The 16,059-nt window shown below is 49.0% G+C and carries 14 protein-coding genes; 9 read left to right on the top strand and 5 right to left on the bottom strand.

What is annotated here, in order from left to right; translation table 11 throughout:
• Window positions 1-770 precede the first annotated feature (770 nt).
• The 6 genes from AC2IBB_RS18260 (at window position 771) to AC2IBB_RS18235 (ending at window position 5,860) form a co-directional block, all read left to right on the top strand.
• Window positions 771-1,046, top strand: coding sequence for a hypothetical protein (locus AC2IBB_RS18260; RefSeq protein WP_486328194.1), 276 nt, complete (start codon window positions 771-773; stop codon window positions 1,044-1,046).
• 24 nt (window positions 1,047-1,070) lie between these two features.
• Window positions 1,071-1,559 (top strand): hypothetical protein, encoded by a 489-nt coding sequence (locus tag AC2IBB_RS18255; RefSeq protein ID WP_486328193.1) that lies wholly within the window; start codon window positions 1,071-1,073, stop codon window positions 1,557-1,559.
• 303 nt (window positions 1,560-1,862) lie between these two features.
• Window positions 1,863-2,177, top strand: a complete 315-nt coding sequence (locus AC2IBB_RS18250; protein WP_486328192.1) for a hypothetical protein — start codon at window positions 1,863-1,865, stop codon at window positions 2,175-2,177.
• Between the two features lie 957 nt (window positions 2,178-3,134).
• Window positions 3,135-3,569 carry a hypothetical protein gene (locus tag AC2IBB_RS18245; protein ID WP_486328191.1) on the top strand — a complete coding sequence of 145 codons (435 nt, stop codon included), beginning with the start codon at window positions 3,135-3,137 and terminating at the stop codon, window positions 3,567-3,569.
• An 840-nt stretch (window positions 3,570-4,409) separates the two neighbouring features.
• The gene (locus tag AC2IBB_RS18240; RefSeq protein WP_486328190.1) at window positions 4,410-4,760 is read left to right on the top strand and encodes a hypothetical protein; all 351 of its coding nucleotides are present in this window, start codon (window positions 4,410-4,412) and stop codon (window positions 4,758-4,760) included.
• Window positions 4,761-4,885: 125 nt separating this feature from the next.
• Entirely contained in the window at window positions 4,886-5,860 is a 975-nt protein-coding gene (locus AC2IBB_RS18235; RefSeq protein ID WP_486328189.1) for an acyl-CoA desaturase, read from the top strand.
• Window positions 5,861-5,924: 64 nt separating this feature from the next.
• On the opposite strand, the gene AC2IBB_RS18230 is transcribed toward AC2IBB_RS18235, so the two are convergent.
• On the bottom strand, window positions 5,925-7,424 hold the full coding sequence (locus tag AC2IBB_RS18230) for a hypothetical protein (RefSeq protein WP_486328188.1): 1,500 nt from the start codon (window positions 7,422-7,424) through the stop codon (window positions 5,925-5,927).
• Between the two features lie 317 nt (window positions 7,425-7,741).
• Here AC2IBB_RS18230 and AC2IBB_RS18225 point away from each other — a divergent pair, with 317 nt between their 5' ends.
• Window positions 7,742-8,056 (top strand): STAS domain-containing protein, encoded by a 315-nt coding sequence (locus AC2IBB_RS18225; protein WP_486328187.1) that lies wholly within the window; start codon window positions 7,742-7,744, stop codon window positions 8,054-8,056.
• A gap of 81 nt (window positions 8,057-8,137) precedes the next feature.
• Here AC2IBB_RS18225 and AC2IBB_RS18220 read toward each other — a convergent pair whose 3' ends face one another.
• Both AC2IBB_RS18220 and AC2IBB_RS18215 read right to left on the bottom strand, forming a co-directional pair.
• Window positions 8,138-8,542 (bottom strand): hypothetical protein, encoded by a 405-nt coding sequence (locus AC2IBB_RS18220; protein WP_486328186.1) that lies wholly within the window; start codon window positions 8,540-8,542, stop codon window positions 8,138-8,140.
• 129 nt (window positions 8,543-8,671) lie between these two features.
• Window positions 8,672-10,339, bottom strand: a complete 1,668-nt coding sequence (locus AC2IBB_RS18215; protein ID WP_486328185.1) for a sensor domain-containing diguanylate cyclase — start codon at window positions 10,337-10,339, stop codon at window positions 8,672-8,674.
• A 323-nt stretch (window positions 10,340-10,662) separates the two neighbouring features.
• Between AC2IBB_RS18215 and AC2IBB_RS18210 the strand changes: the two genes are divergently transcribed.
• Window positions 10,663-14,361, top strand: a complete 3,699-nt coding sequence (locus AC2IBB_RS18210; protein WP_486328184.1) for a response regulator — start codon at window positions 10,663-10,665, stop codon at window positions 14,359-14,361.
• A 31-nt stretch (window positions 14,362-14,392) separates the two neighbouring features.
• On the opposite strand, the gene AC2IBB_RS18205 is transcribed toward AC2IBB_RS18210, so the two are convergent.
• Window positions 14,393-14,731 carry a hypothetical protein gene (locus AC2IBB_RS18205; protein WP_486328183.1) on the bottom strand — a complete coding sequence of 113 codons (339 nt, stop codon included), beginning with the start codon at window positions 14,729-14,731 and terminating at the stop codon, window positions 14,393-14,395.
• A gap of 400 nt (window positions 14,732-15,131) precedes the next feature.
• On the opposite strand from AC2IBB_RS18205, the gene AC2IBB_RS18200 reads away from it, so the two are divergent.
• Window positions 15,132-15,422 (top strand): hypothetical protein, encoded by a 291-nt coding sequence (locus AC2IBB_RS18200; RefSeq protein WP_486328182.1) that lies wholly within the window; start codon window positions 15,132-15,134, stop codon window positions 15,420-15,422.
• On the opposite strand, the gene AC2IBB_RS18195 is transcribed toward AC2IBB_RS18200, so the two are convergent.
• Complete coding sequence (locus AC2IBB_RS18195; RefSeq protein WP_486328181.1) at window positions 15,417-16,058, bottom strand: phytanoyl-CoA dioxygenase family protein; 642 nt, start codon at window positions 16,056-16,058, stop codon at window positions 15,417-15,419. The genes AC2IBB_RS18200 and AC2IBB_RS18195 overlap by 6 nt on opposite strands.
• Window position 16,059 lies beyond the last annotated feature (1 nt).

Here is a 16,059-nt window from a genome sequence, read left to right as displayed (position 1 = left end):
CTTTGTACAGGATCATTAAATCGACCGGGGTAAGCGCGCCAACACTACCAAGATGGCGGCTAATATTTAGGGCGACAAACGTCACCAAAACGGTAATCACCGGTCGCATCAGAACCCGGATAGTATTCACAAACCAGACGCTGTAGTTTTCTACCCTTAAGCCCGCCCTTGAGCACGGCAATCTCCGCGATAGAAACTTTTGAAATGCCAAAGAAATTGCTCAAGCACTAAGGGCAAAATGTTGGCGTCGAACATGAGATGAGCTATGTTCAGATGGGATACGGGGAGGCGAGAGTGAATATTACGCTCTAACAAAGCTCCTTTTATGAATGTGTGTAAGATTACTACAACTAGGCCTAGATATATTCTATGCATCCTAAGAGACTAAGGCATGTTATTCATAAAATGAAAGGGCGCTCTATTTCTAGAGACTTGATTGATGAAATAAGAGATAACGCATCGGAAGTTTTTAATGCTCTGATTCTCGGTGTGTAAAATAAGGAGTTTACAGAAAACCAAGTGATGCATTCCCTGGATATTATGAGGGATCTCCTCCGCAATAAGTGTTTCGGTCGACAAAATGAGTTAATTTTGGCTGCTATGAGTGTTTTGACGCCAGGGAAGTACTAGCGGGAGTGCTTTGAACTTTATGGGATTGGTAGTTAATAAGTTTTGTGTTGAATTTGTACTTCCGGTAGACACCTATTTAAGCAAGAATTGCTTCGGTGACTCTGGTATTTCACTTGATGAAGTCCCGAAAAGGCGTCTGAATGAATATTTTTGAACTTGTAAAATTGATTGAAAAAAGGCCAGGGATGTATATAGAGAGCCAATCTTCTACTGAGCTGGATTATTTTCTTAGAGGATTTATGGTGGCTTCGCAGGTCAATGATAATGATTCAACTGCTACCGATACATATTACGAATTCAATAAGTGGGTTTGTGGAAAGCTATGTATAAGCGCTAATGTTTCATGGAGAAGAGCTGTGGCGTTTCAAGAACCAAATGAATATTTCGCATTCAAGTCTCTTCGAGTTATGGAATGAATTGTTAGATAAACGGCAGACCATATGATTCTTGAAGATAGGCCTAAACAATGGCCGGAAGATGACTGTTTAGATAATTTCTGGATTATGTTATCGATAATATGTTCTACTAAGAGTGATATAGAAGATGTTTTGCCTGGTCGAATTCCAAGTAAGGATAGCCCTTACTTGGAAGATGGCAGATACAACCCTCTTATATCATTCCTGTCTTTGGTGTCAACATCAGGTGGTTGGTGGTGGGTAGACTTACCAGAAGTAGAAGACGAGATTCACGCGCTAACAGATTTTATTAACGCTGGATACTCTAAACATGACTCTTGGGAATTGCATTCAGTAGAAGGATTGAGTTCAAAATGGTGGGAAGAACTTAAAAACCTTGCGGAGAAAGTTCTTCAAAAAGGAGTTGGAGGCAGTAGAGCCAAATTGCCAAAAAAATTTGATCCATGTGATTATAATGAATTTGAATCATGCCAGTATGATATCGACTATGAATCTTTAGATCCTAAGTATTAGGGAGCCACCTCTGAATAACTCCCAGAATTAGTTATAATACGGCAGCCCAACTCAGCAGGAGTACTTTTCATGGATCAGATGACTTTCTCCGAAGCCGAATACTAAGGAACCTCTGAAAAATGTTGGCGAGGCCGCCAATACAAGGAAGCAGTCGGCGAAAAAGCACAGTTTACCGTGAATAAACGAGTATTTTGAGACGACCATTTGCGTCACAATGGCAACACAGGTAGTTTTTCAAAGGTTGCCTAGTATAGTGGAAGCATATACATGAAACTCACGGAAGTAATATGAGTAATATTTATAATGCCTGAAAGCGTGTTAAATTTTGTTTTAATAGTGGTTTATGGAGTTAAGCTTATTTCTGCTGCTGTGGATATCTGTGTTTTTCCATGGCTTGCTCTATTATGGAGGAGGTTGTACTTACATGAAAAATCCAAAGGGGGGTATGGTATTGGTTATTTTTATATCCTTTTTTGTGATGATGAGAAGTTAAGTGAGTATGGTAGGGGCAAAAGGAAAACCTTGATGCTTCTTGCTAAGTTTGTACTGTTTTTTTCTGCGGCTCTTATCTTGTCGTTAGGTTTTGAAGGAGAGCTCCATAGAGTTGGGCTTTTGTGATTTGTCAATACGTTTATATAAAGTTGAATCGCCCCGAGTTTGTCCCTTCAAAGATTGGTTGCACTCCTGAGGCATTACGCTCATGGGTCAACAAAATGGAAGTAGATACAGGTAAGCGCCCCGGAACCACCAGCGAAGTACGCCGCCGCTTTTTTTATACGGCAAGCTCTTCCGACTGCTCAGCCAACTGACGCTTCAGGCAGGCGTTTTGCTGCGCCAGCTGCTGCTCTGTTTTCTCACGCTCCTGTGTCAGCTTCGCCTTGCTACGCCAGTTTTAAAGTTGTGACTCTTGCAAACCCAGTTGCTTTGCAGCGGCGCCCACGCCGATACGTTGAACCAACGTCAGAGCTTCCGCCTTGTACTCGTCGGAATAACGTTAGCGAGATTTGGAGTTTGATGTTTTCTGTTTGGTCATAGTTCACCTCTGTAGCGTAGTGTACTTGCTTAACAAGGTGTCTATCATTGGTGGGTAGGATCTGGGAGAATTCAAAATGGAAGCTGTATGTCAGATCTCGGGCAATGGCTACAAAGTTGTTGATACATTAGAGGATATTCTGGATTTATGGACCACTAGAACTCCCATATGCGTTGGAATCTGCTAGCCATGAAGAGTACTAAAGTTGTGACCGTTACAGTCGTGCTAGGGCCTAGCCCCATTCCTAAGGAAGCAGAGTACTATTTTATTTGTAGGTATAGTGAAGTGGCAATTACGCCCTCGAAAGATGCAACTATTGAGATATCTTTTAAGCTTAACTGTGAACTATGCTCTGATTTAAAGTCAGGTCTAGTCTGCGCCATAGAACATAACATGTCATTATTTGAAGTAAACTGCTATGGATGGGATTTCAGGGCGGCTCCTCCATAAATGAAATTTTGCTAGATAGAGTTGCGTGCTCTTAAGATGTAGTGAGAATGTTGATGTTGGTAGAAAAAATTCTCATTTAAAGAGGGGCTCTAATGGGTAATACTAATTCAGGCGTTGCTCGTAAGTTTGATGTGCTTGTATCGGAGCGCGAAGCTGAATGGGTTTCTTCTTCTGCTGGTGAAAAATTTGGCCGATACATTGATAATCTGCCTTGGAGAGCGAATAGAGTTGACTTTAATATCATAGATGGACGGTTTATAAGTTTGAATTTATATCACGCCAGTGATGATGCGATTCTCCAGTTTTTAAACAAATCCGCATTGTCAAAGTATCCATTTATGGCCTTTTATTACCTGGATAACTATCCTTTGCTGATTTCTAGGTTTGATGTTGTAAAGCGTAGATTTTTAGAGTTTTTGACGTATCCTTGCGATGCAACGGATTTTGGCTTCTTTGATATAGAAAAAGCCTCGTTCGGTGATTTCATGGTAATAGCTTCGTGGCAAGCCTTAGCAACTCATAGATAATAGGTGTATTATTCTGTATATTCTTCACTTCACTTAGTTTACGTGAAATACACTTATACCAAGCACCAGTTTGAAGTCGAGAGAGAATATATGAGTAGAATGCGCTTCGCCATACAATTATGTGCGCATATTTTTATTATATTCGGCTTTGTCTGTAATGTTTGGGACTTTCCCTCTTCCCGGTAAAGATGTCAATATGGAACAAGAGCCCCTGATTTTTTGGAGCGCTGTTATAGCCGCACTTGTAGGCATTACTAGGCTTATTAAGGAAAAGGCCGTTATAAAGGAGAGTGAAGGGGGATAAGTTTTTGTTAAGTATAGGATGATGGGTGGTGGTCTACATTATACTTCATAGGATGTTCTGCTTAGCCTGAATGCAGTTTCAGGATGGAAAATTTTAAGGTGCTATAGGGTTGCTATGTGGATATACAGGAGGGTAATGATATGAATACTGGCGTAGAGTGCCCATCATGTCAGAGGCATATTAACTTTCCTGTATTATATGGTCATGTGAGGCTTAAGCTCATCTGTGGTAGTTGTGGCGCTAGATATATCTATGAAAGGGCTGCTATGCTTAATCTATACAGGCTACTATCGTTAGCTGCCTTGGTGGCGATAATTTTAAGTTCCTGTGCTTACTTTCTAGATGGTTATGAAAGACTGTCTACGTTTCTTGGGGTGGCTCTCACTATCATAACGGGAAGTTTTTTGAATTTGTATTTTTATAATTATGCTGCCATGAATAAAGTCCTTAAGAAATACTAGTGGTGGAAAGTCATAGGTTAGGCTAATTTAGAAAATTGATGGTTTTTAACATCGGTTTTAGACTGAGTCTCCATTATGAAAGTAGCGTTTCACTTCGGAAAATATAGAGTCGCCATGGTCTCTGTCGACAGTGGTTATGAAGCATTGCGAGATATTTTAGAAGATAATCGAAACACTGACGCTTGCGATGGGCTATTGGCTCAGGCTGAAGAGTGCGCTTGTGAAAGAAGTACTTGGAAGATGAGTTTTAATTCATGTCATCTGATTCTTCAAGGAAACAGAGTGTATCTGGAGAGTGAGTGGGATGAATCTATCGTCGACATGAAAGTGAGTTCTTTTATCGCTCTCGTGCGGCGGTGGCGATGTTTTATCAGTAATAAGAAAAAACTCAAGAGTATGGAGTTCGATATCGATTTACTTGGTTGATGTCTATTTTGAAGTGGCGGTGAGCATGTTTTACGTAAGTATTCGAAATGCCTCAGGCATTTTCGTTAGAGGCGGGTTACACTATCAATCCCAGTAGATTTTTGTACCCCAAAAACGAGCCAAATATGCAAACAAACCACGGCGTCCCGAGAATTCAAGAAACGACTAATTGTTGCCCGGATACGGGTGAGGTGGTGTGGGCGCCTTTGAAGTCCTTTTGGTATTTGGGGCATTTGTTGATTGCGCTTATTGGTGGGTATTTGACGTTTTCGCTGGATGCGTTGTTGGTGTTTGTTGTGTTTACTGCGGCGACGCTTTGTCTGGGGCATTCCCTGGGGATGCATCGGCGGTTGATTCATGGGAGTTATGAGTGTCCGAAGTGGATGGAGTATTTCTTCGTGCATCTCGGGGTGCTGGTGGGCATGGCGGGACCGTTGGGAATGGTGTATCAGCATGACCTGCGGGACTGGGCGCAGAGGAAAACCAAGTGCCATTCGTACCTTCGCCATGGAACAGGTTTTTTGAGGGACGGGTGGCGGCAGCTGAATTGTGATTTGCGTCTGGAGCGTCCCCCCGAGTTTTCTCCTGAGAGCGCCATCAAAGACGATCCGGTCTACCGATTTATGGAAAGAACCTGGATGTGGCAGCAGTTGCCCTGGGCGCTTTTATTGTATTGGCTCGGAGACATTAGCTGGGTGATTTGGGGCATTTCTGCGCGTGTCGCCGTGTCTGTGACGGGGCATTGGCTGATAGGTTACTTTGCGCATAACAGCGGCGAGCGGGACTGGCATGTTAATGGCGCTGCGGTTCAAGGGCATAACGTGCGCTTTGCAGGACTGCTGACGATGGGAGAGTCCTGGCATAACAACCATCACGCTTTCCCTGGCTCCGCCATGCTGGGGATTTATAAGGGACAGTCTGATCCCGGTTGGTGGGTGTTAAACCGGCTTATGAATATCGGGTTGGTGTGGAACGTAAGGTTACCGGAACATTTGCCCGTCAGGCCAGAGCTAAGCCCATTAACGCCTGAGAGGGCGGGGAAAGCGTTGCTGAAAACCCCTTCGTCCTGCCCGATACTGGCGTGTATCGCGAAATCATAACTCGTTCTCTTAAACTCCGCCCTGCGTGTGAGAAGCGCAGGGCGGGGCTGATCAGGTCCCTTCTCTAAGGCGTCGCAAATCCATCCTTTGAAATAATCAGGTCGTCATAATCAATCGTGAACGACTCTGTTCCCGCCTGGGACCAGCCAAAGACGCCCAGCTTTTGAATATAGGGACTATTGCTGTAATGGCGGTTGAACACGCCTTTGGCGTCCACGTAGACCTTGCCGTCAATCTCCAGGTAGATCTCTCCATCCGCTTTTTCGTTGGCGGCGGTGGTTCCGCTGTTGTACTTGAAGTGCATTTTGAATTCATGCCAGGCGTCGCCCCAGTCTGCGGATGCGAAGATGTTGTTCTGAGGCGTGGACACGGTGGCGGTTCCATAGCTGCGGCCGATCAGTCTGGGCAATTCGCCGGAAAGGACAATAATGTTCTGCGTATCATTGGTGATGGTTGAGCCGTCGCCGAAGCCGATGGAGTAAAAGGCGCCGTTATCAATGCCTGTGTAGTCCAACCCGTAAGTGACATTGGCGTAGCCGCCGCCGGATTTTTCCCCGAAGATCTTCAGAAATTTCAGGCCGTGCCTGGCGTCAGGCATGCGCGCTTTGAACTGCACGTAAACTTCACTGATCTGTTCATCCAGCAATGTCTTGTTAAACCAGATATAACTCTCGCCAGCAGGGGCGGGATACTGTCCGCTGGCGTACCCGTTTGAGAAATCCAATAGTCCGCCCTGCTGGGTTCCTATGGTCCAGCCGGAAGGCTGTTGCAGGTCGTTAAAGTCCTCGTGCGCCAACACAGTCGACAGGGGCGCCAGCTCTGCGTTTTTCAGGATGATATTGCTGAACTGGCTGTTGGCCGCAGGGTTGTCGACGTCGTGATCATTGATAAAGACCATGCGAGTGAACTCGCCGGTAAAGTGTTCTCCCACGGGAATGACCACGTGCTCTTTTTGTAAGCCGGAGTACTGGTAGGCATTGGCGATGCCCCATGATTCTTTGCCGTAGATGCGGAATGTCGTGGAAGGGCTGGGCGTATCATCGGTATCAAAGCCAATTCCGTGGATTTCGCCTTCTGAGCTGCTTTGGAAGTCAAACTCCAATACGGTCTCGGGTTTGATAATGATTTTCTGCTTGAACATTCTCCAGCGGTTACCGCTCAGAGACAGCTGTTCACCATTGGCGCTGACTTCTGCGTCGCCGGTTTTGTCCTCATCGCCGTGACTGGCGAAGGCATAATTTCTCAGGTCCAGACTTGGCGCAGCGTCAGCTGCGTCATCCTGATTGTCGTCAACGGTATCGCCTGTGTCGTCGGTATCGCCTGTGTCATCAGTGTCATCCTGCGACGAATCATCGCCCTGGCTGGTTCCACTGTCCTGGCCGCTGTGGTCAGGGGAGGTTGAACCCGAACCGCTGCTGCAGGCGGCGAGCAGTGTAAAAGCGGAGGCCAATACAAGAAGCCGCAGAGCTGCCGAGCCTGCGGCCTCGGTTGGTTCATGCCGGCTGGCGCGCCGCACGGCCTTCAAGGAAGGCGGGCGAGTGATTAAGGGGCTGAGAAATTTCATGGGGGTACTCCACCAGTCAGGTAAGCAGTAGAACGTCAGATAAGGGATAAAAAAGCTGCTTTCCGTCGTTAAAAAAGGGAAGTTATACATGGACATAGCGCCACGAACAAATGACTGGAGCGCTGTTTTTCTGTTTTGTGAACGCGGTCGGTTCGAGCAGACGAATTATTATTAACATGGAACTCTTCAAAGAACCCCGTGCGTGAAATCCGCCGTCATCTTCTGATTGAACTATATTTACTATGTTCGCCTGATGCTCAGACAGATAGAGGAGCTTATTTGTCTGCTTGGTTAAACATTACAGGGAAAGACGGGTCATGACCGTAGATACCAAATCCTTCACTGACGGTTCCGTCACCATCACGATTCGCGGCCAGTTTAATTTTGGTCTGGTCAACCAGTTCAGAAAAGCCTACGAATCGCACCCGCAGGCTCGAAGTTTCTGCGTCGACATGCGGCAAACGGTCCGCATAGACAGTTCGGCCTTGGGCATGTTGCTGAATATGCGACGGCATTTGGGGGGCGACAGCGCCAAAATAAGAATTATTAATTGTTCCAATGAGATCAGGAAGATTTTCGAAATAGCGAAGTTCGAAAAGTCATTCGTTATAGAGTCTGACACAGGTTCCTGATAGAGAACTATTCCCCTCATTGGCTTTGACTGCTCGCGATATCGTCTCCCTGAGCGCTTGACGATAAATAAACGCCACCTTTTACGCAGAGCGCAGCGGCTGTCTATTACAGGCCCAGAGGCCGAGCGCTCCTACAGGAATCAGCAACGTCCATTGCGGCAGGGTCACCAGCATCTTGCTCCCGGAAAACAGCAGCGCGACGGCAATGAAGATCAGCCCGAAACCCAGCCACAGATATGAGATGAATTTTGGCAGGAGCATAAGTGAAGCATCTCTTGTTCTCGCTCGTGACGCGATAAAGAAAGCGACGGCCGAAAGGACCAGTGTCATGGAGACCAGATGCCAGCAGGCGTAAAGCAGCAGAGTAATTTCCTCCGGTAAACCGGATGTCAGTAATGGGGTCTGGATTTCCGGCGTTCCGACAAAGATATGGATCGCAGCGGTGAAGGCGGCGAGCAGGGCGGCGACAAACAGGGTTCGGTTCATTTTCACTCCTGTGATGATGGGAGGCCTGAGTCCGCTCATTCTTTTAAAATTTTCATTATTAATCAATGAATAATAGCGGACAGCTTATCCATCAAAGGCGCCATTGGAAGCAAATGGCGGCGGACGGAGTTACTTCTTTCGACTTTTTATATCGACAATCACGTTAGGGCCTGAGGCATACACAACGCGGTTCCTTCCTGCTCGTTTGGCTTGATAAAGCGCTTCATCCGCTTTTTTGAGGATATCCTTGGGGTGGGGGATATCGTTGCGGCATTCAGCCACGCCAAAACTACAGGTGACCTGAAACGAGACGCCTTCATGCTGAAACTCCAGCAGCGAAATATCGGCGCGAAGCCGGTCAATAAATGTCTTCACGCCAGCATCCAGCTGTTCGGGCAGTATGATGCAAAATTCTTCTCCGCCGATCCTGGCGACTAAGTCGGAACTTCGTAAAGACTGTCTCAGAAACGAGGATAACCTCATGAGCACTTCATCTCCCGCCGCATGGCCTTTGCTGTCGTTGATTTTTTTAAAGAAATCGATATCCATCAGCACCAGGGTTAATCCAGAGCCATAACGTTTTGCGCGACTGAACTCATAGTTCAAGCGATTCTGAAAGAAACGTCTGTTGTAGAGTCCGGTTAAAGAGTCGCGGGAGGCGATTTCTCTGAGTTCGATATTTTCCTTATCGAGTTCTTTGGTTCGTTCCGAGACCTGGCTTTCAATATTGTCCCTAAGCTCGCTGATCGACTTGGACATGCGGTTGAATGAGCCCGTGAGGCGCTTCACCTCGAACAAGCTTGCGGGGAGCGTGCTCTCAAAGGGGCCTCCATCGGCGCCGCTTTCCACGTGTTTGATGAGGCCCTCGATAGGTCTTGCGACGTACAGACTGACGGCGGCGCCCAAACCAATTGAAAAGACGACGATCATGGCTTCTATGAAGAACAATCTGCGTTTTTCTTCCGCCACGATCGCCGCCGCCTCCGAATCGTCCAACTCTGTGACCAGGCCCCAGCCGAGCCGCGGCAGATATCGGGTGGAAGCGATGACAGGCGTTCCCGCCAGATTTGCGGCTTTGCGCATGATGAGCTCATTGCCCTGCAGGGCTTCAATAATTGGCGAGTTCTTCGGGCCTGATGGAATGACTCGATAGGAAACGCGCGCTTCTTCCTGATTCAGAGACTCTATCAGCAGGAATTTTTCATGGTCCCGCAACGCGAACATCCACTTCTCGCTCGCGCCGAGGCCTCGGCTTTGTTCGTGAAGAATGCTGCTTAGACTGTAATCGACTTTTAGAGCGCCGATCAGCGTTTCCTTGAATATCAGGCGCATGATGACGGATACCAGGGCGGCGTTATCTTCCTGATTAAAGAAAATGAAGATCTCGCCATTGGCGGAGGCTGGCGCTCTCAACCGCCTGGTGGCGTTTGCCGTGCTGGAGACCGGTTGATATTCGTTATCGTAAACGGTGATGCTTCTAATGCTTTCACGACCTGACTTGGCGTCCTCGATTATGTTCTTGATGGTTCTGGCTTCGCTCTGACTCCCTGCTTCATTCCAGTTGTTCAGACTGATGCGCATTTGAGTTCGGCTGGAGATGAGAGCAGTGCTTTCAACAAGGCGTTCTACTGAGCCCAGCAAGCGATTCTTGTGGGCCAGAGAGATTTCAGACAGCCGGGACTCGATTTTGGCGTGATACTGCTCTGTGGTGAACCTGTTCAGGTACTGTAGTGTGAACACGAGGGGCAATGAAGCGACTAAAGCAAACGCGACTATCAACAAATACTTGAGCTTCATTAGCCAGTCCTAGCCAAGAATTCCATTGGGGGGATATTAAAAGACTAGTTAAGCCCTGGAAAACGCGCAAACTCACTAACGCTGGGACACCACTCGCGGGTTAATAAATAAAAGCGCGCGCAAGATTTCGCTCCTACTTACACTTGGTAACAAATTGTTTCGGCATCTCTACTAGACTTGTATTAGCGCCAAAGTGCGGTGAAGTTGGGAGCATCGTCGCGCCGCCCATAGTTATGCAGGCTGGCAAGGGTAGGGAAGGAATGGTGAAGCGTTGGATTTACTCTGCGTCACATTTTGGCTTAAAGGCGTTAATACTTGCGTTTATGGTTTTTCTGCTACTCGCGTCTCCCGTCCATTGGCTGGCTTATTCCGTTGAAGAAAGAAGAGTGCTGGAACAACAGCAGAGCGCATTATATGAGCAGGTGCGTCATCGAGTTGAATTTCTGGACGAGGAGATCGATGAGTTTAAGCGATATGCGCGTTTTCTGGCGCAAACCCCGCCTGTTCCCGGCATTATTCGCGCCGCCGCCAACGGCGGCTATGATCCAAAAGAAGAAAATTCCATCAACACATGGAAAGAGCGTCTTAAGACCATATTCTCCAAATTCATAGAAACCAGTGGGGAAATAACGCAAATCCGCCTGATCGGCGTAGCTAACGGAGGGCGTGAGCTGGTCCGCGTTGACAACCGCAATGATCAAATCATACCTGCGCCGGAAGGTCAGATGCAGAAAAAGGGCGGCAGGGAATACTTTCTCGCCACTGTCCAGCGCGCCGAGAATGAGGTGTATGTTTCGGACTTTAACCTGAACCGGGAGTACGGTGAAATAGAGCGTCCTATTGTGCCTACGCTGCGCGTTTCCACGCCGGTGTATGCCGAACAGGGCGAATTGTTTGGCATCGTGGTCATCAATGTGGATGCGAGCCTCCTTATCGCGGACCTGAGTAGTGGGCTGCCGGAAGAACTCACCGCTTTTCTGTTGAACGAAAAGGATGACTTTTTAATGCATCCTGATGAAAGCCGGACCTTTGGTTTTGATTTGGGAAAGCGCCACACCTGGCAGGATGAATACGTCAAGGTAGGGAACCGTCTCGGGCTGGACGCCTATAGCGCCGGGGACGCTACTTTCTACACCGCCAAGCGAACGCTCGCGCTTGATTCTTTGGCGCCATTAAGGCGCGTGACGCTGATAATCAGTTTGCCGCAAACCTACATTACTGAAAGGGCTGGGCAAGCTGGCGTCTTTGCATTGAAAATGCTCGCCGGCGTAATTGGCGTCATGGCGGTGATTCTGTATTTCTATCTGTTGCTGATGCAGCACCGGTGGCGAGCGACTCTTGGGCAGGCCAGGCTGGCTGCGATTGTTAACAGCTCCAGCGAAGCGATCATCGGCCTGGACTTGAACGGGCGTGTGACTGACTGGAACAAGTCTGCGGAGACTATGTTTGGTTTTAAAGAGAAAGAAGCGCAGGGAAGGCCTCTGACTGAGTTGATAGTGCCTCCCCAGGAGCGTCAGGAAGCTCTCTCTACTTTACAGATGATCAGGGAAGGGAAGCCGGTGCGCAGCATTAACACGCAACGACGCTGTAAAGGCGGCGGTCTGCTGGACGGGGCGGTGGCGGCGTCCCCTATTAAAGGGGAGAAGGGAAGCGTTATTGGCTTCGCCTATACAATCCGGGACATCTCTGAACAAGTGGCTATCCAAAATGAGGTGTATAAGCTCAACCTCAGTCTGGAGCAGAAGGTCAGACAAAGAACAGCGGAATTGACTGTCGCTAAGGAGGATGCGGAAAAGGCGTCCAAGGCGAAAACGGACTTTGTGGCGAACATGAGCCACGAAATCCGCACGCCGATGAATGCGATCATTGGCATGCTGCAACTGTTGCAGATGACCCCATTGAACAGCCAGCAAACGGATTACGTGGAAAAGACCAACGGCGCGGCGCGCTCTTTGCTGTCTATTCTGAATGATATTTTAGACTTTTCCAAAGTCGAGGCGGGCAAACTCAAACTGGACCCTCACCCCTTCAATCTGGACAAACTGCTGAGCGACATCAGCGCCATTATGTCCGCGAATCTGGGGGATAAAGAACTGGAGTTATTGTTTGAAATCGACCCGCAGGCGCCCTTGAACCTGATCGGCGATAGCCTGCGCCTGAAGCAGGTGTTGCTGAACCTGCTGAGCAACGCTATCAAATTCACCAATGAAGGCGAAATTACGCTGTCGCTTCGGCTGGAAAGACGAAGAAAGGGCAGCGCAACTCTCTCCTTCGGCGTAAAAGATACTGGCATCGGCATCTCCAAAGAGCAACAAAAGATCATTTTTGATGGCTTTTCCCAGGCGGAAACCAGCACCACGAGGAAATATGGCGGAACCGGACTGGGATTGGCGATTTGCCGCCAACTGGTTGGCTTAATGGGAGGGGAAATTCAGCTGGAGAGTCAGGTTGGATGCGGCGCTGTGTTTTCATTCGTCCTTGAGTTGCAAGTGGATGAGACCCAGAACGCAACGCTGCCCTCTGCTTATCCATTATCGAAAAAATTCCGTGATCTGAATGTACTGGTGGTTGATGATAACAAATACGCCCAGGCCGCAATTTCCAGGATCGCCCAGTCGTTTGGCTGGCAGGTGACTATTGCGTCTTCCGCGGCGCTGGCGTTTGTAATGTTGCAACCGGCGGAGGAGGAGGCGGTCGACTTTGATGTAATATTTATGGACTACTGCATGTCCGGCATGGATGGGATGAAAGCCAGCCGTCGCGTTCGCGGCATGACCCTGGTCGGCAAGCGGCCGCTGATTATCCTGATGACGGCCCATGGCAAGGATGTGCTTGATAAAGTGGGGCTGAATTACAAGTCGATCCTGGACGGCATATTGGTAAAGCCAATAACGGCGTCCATGCTGCTCGACTCAGTCGTCAGCGCTCAGGCTGCGCAGACGCTTGACTGTCATATGGAGACGCCCGCCGAAAGCGAGTCGGTGAGTAAGCCTCTGCTTGGGTTACGTTTATTGTTGGTTGAAGACAACATTACCAACCAGCAGGTCGCCAACGAGGTGTTAAGTCGCATGGGGGCGGAAGTTGACATTGTCGACACCGGCCGCTGGGCGGTGGCGGCGGTGCAGAAAACGTTTCCCCCGTACGATCTGGTGTTGATGGATATTCAGATGCCGGACATGGATGGCTACTCGGCCTGTCGGGAAATCCGTAACCGGCTTGGTGAAAAGCGGCTGCCGATTGTCGCCATGACGGCGAACGCCATGGCGTCTGATCGAGAGTGCTGCCTGATGGCGGGTATGAATGACCATATCGGCAAACCGTTCGACATCAAAGAGCTGGTGGCGACCATCCTGCGTCATACGAGGGGAGAGGAAGTGTTTCAGGCGGAACCCAAAGTGGATGGCGCTCCCTGGCAGGACCTGATCGACGCGGGATTGCGCATCGGGCTGGATGTCAGTGCGGCCTTGAAGCGATTTGGCTCCAACCTGGGGGCTTTTCGTATGGCGGTAAACTGTTTCAGCCTTGAGTTGACCAAGGTTCGCGACTTTCTATCCGATAACACCCTGCTGAGCAAAGCGCCGGCCGAGCTTTCCCGGGTTCTGCACACGTTTCGCGGCATCGCCGCGACGGTGGGGGCGGAGGATCTGGCGAGGCTGACGCAGCAGGTGGAGCGGGAAGCGCTCAACGGCGGATTCAGCAGTGGCTCCCTGGGGCGTCTGAAAGGGGAGCTGGATGTCATGAGCGACGCGGTTGAAGATATTCAGAAGATCCTGAATCAACAGCTGCCGCCCGTTGACGACGCTGACATTCCCTCAGCCAGGATTTTGCGTAAAGAGATTATGAAACTGGCGAAACTGGTTGAAAGCTCAGACATGAGCGCAATGACGCATTTTGAAGAGTTGAGAGGTAAATATCAGCGTCGCTATCCCGATTATTTCAGCAAGCTGGATGCGCATATGAGCCAACTGGATTTCATCGCGGCGCTGGGAGATTGCGACGATCTGCTAAGGTCAATCGGATAGCCGCCTGCTGGCGACTTGCCTGCGCGGCTGGTTAATTTCGCAGATCGTTGACCTGAAACAGCTGAAGGTATTGGGTCGCCCATTTCTTGAATAAGCTGTTTTGAGGATAGCGGTCCTGCTGCAAGCGGTCTTCGACAAATTGCTGCATTTGGGCGGCGTCTGAATTACGGGACGCAACGTCGTACCAGCGTCTGATCTCCACGGCTTTCTTGGCGATGGAGAACTCATGACGTTTTCCTGAGTCTTCCACGATTCGACCGATGGAGATGTCGAGAATCGCGCCAAGGCGAATGGCGCTTTTCTGGGCATGATTAATAGAGTCGTTGGAGCCCTGCAGGCCAGCGGTTAAAATCGAATAGTTGATGTACAAGGGATGTTTTCCTCCTACTTCTGCGCCACACAATATGCGTCTGTCTTTCATGCTGTCTACAATATACCCTTGTTACCACTCTGAATATTCGTACCGTTACGCAAAAATGCACGTTGATATCCGTAACGCTACTGAGGCTTTGCGGTCGCATCCAGAGCCTTAGCTTCATTCATTTTTTACTTCTCCGTAGAACTACTGAATATCCGGGAAGAAGTTCCGTAGCGTCACGCATTACTCCTCCGCTCATAATCGCCTAAATTAAAAACCCGAGATACTCAACTCTGAACAAGTCTGGCGCGCCAGCGTCATCCGTTTTGCGCCAGACTCTTTTTTGCACCTTTTCAATCTTTAATAATGGCGGTTTCAAAAGAGCCGCGGCCATTATTTTTTGAGGTCTGCTATGATCAATGCCCCATTGATTGATGAAACCTGGAGCAAAATTGGCGTTACCTGCCAGTTGCAAGAGGCGTTAACCTGCATCAACGGAAAGATGCGTCAGCTCTCCGACCTGGAGCGCGATCAGGCTTTGCCGGAAGAGATACTGCGCCAGATCAGAATATGCAAGAACTGGATGGACAATCTTAAGCGCCACCTTGGCGGCGACGATCATATCACTCACCACTGCCTGACCACGGATGAGCTTAAACTACTGGAGAAAATGGTCGTAAAGCTGAACCTCAGCGATTCATAACTCAACGTTTTCGGCTGACTGACGGTCAGCCAGAATATCGGCCCAGGGCGATAAGACCCTGTCAGGCGCCTTCGCTTTGAACCTGAAATCGCAACTGACCCGGGTATGGTTGGTCTGGTTTGGGAAGGTGCCATGTTTCAACAAGCCTCCATCCCAAAGCAGAGCTTCCCCATATTTCAGGTTAAGAGGCTGATATTGACCGCTGTCGTAACGGGTTTCGCACCAGACTGTAGCGGTTTCGAAGACATCGGTGAACGGCAAATAGCAATTGATCTGGTCCATGCGGCCGGTTACGTCCGCATCACGATGAAAGTCGCTCACACAACCGGTTCCCGCCAGGTGTACGCGCATTTTCGGGTGGGCTGAGTAGCTTATTTTCCCTCCGTAGCGAGGCGCCAGCACATGCGCGATCCAGGCGTGATACAGCTTATAGAACAGGGCGTCGTCCGGCAGGCGCTGCATCAGTTTGCGCAGCGCCATGTTGTCCTGGTAATGCAGTTGTTCCCGGCTAATCCGCCGCCGCCACGTCACATGCAGCTGATCCAGCCGCCGCACTTTGAAGACATAATGCGACAACACTTTCTGGAACGGATACTGCTCCGTATCGTAGGTCACCGTCAGGGCGCGGCTGAGCATC

The organism is Hahella sp. NS-SX17, from assembly GCF_057367735.1.
This window is presented reverse-complemented; position numbering and strand designations above follow the sequence as displayed.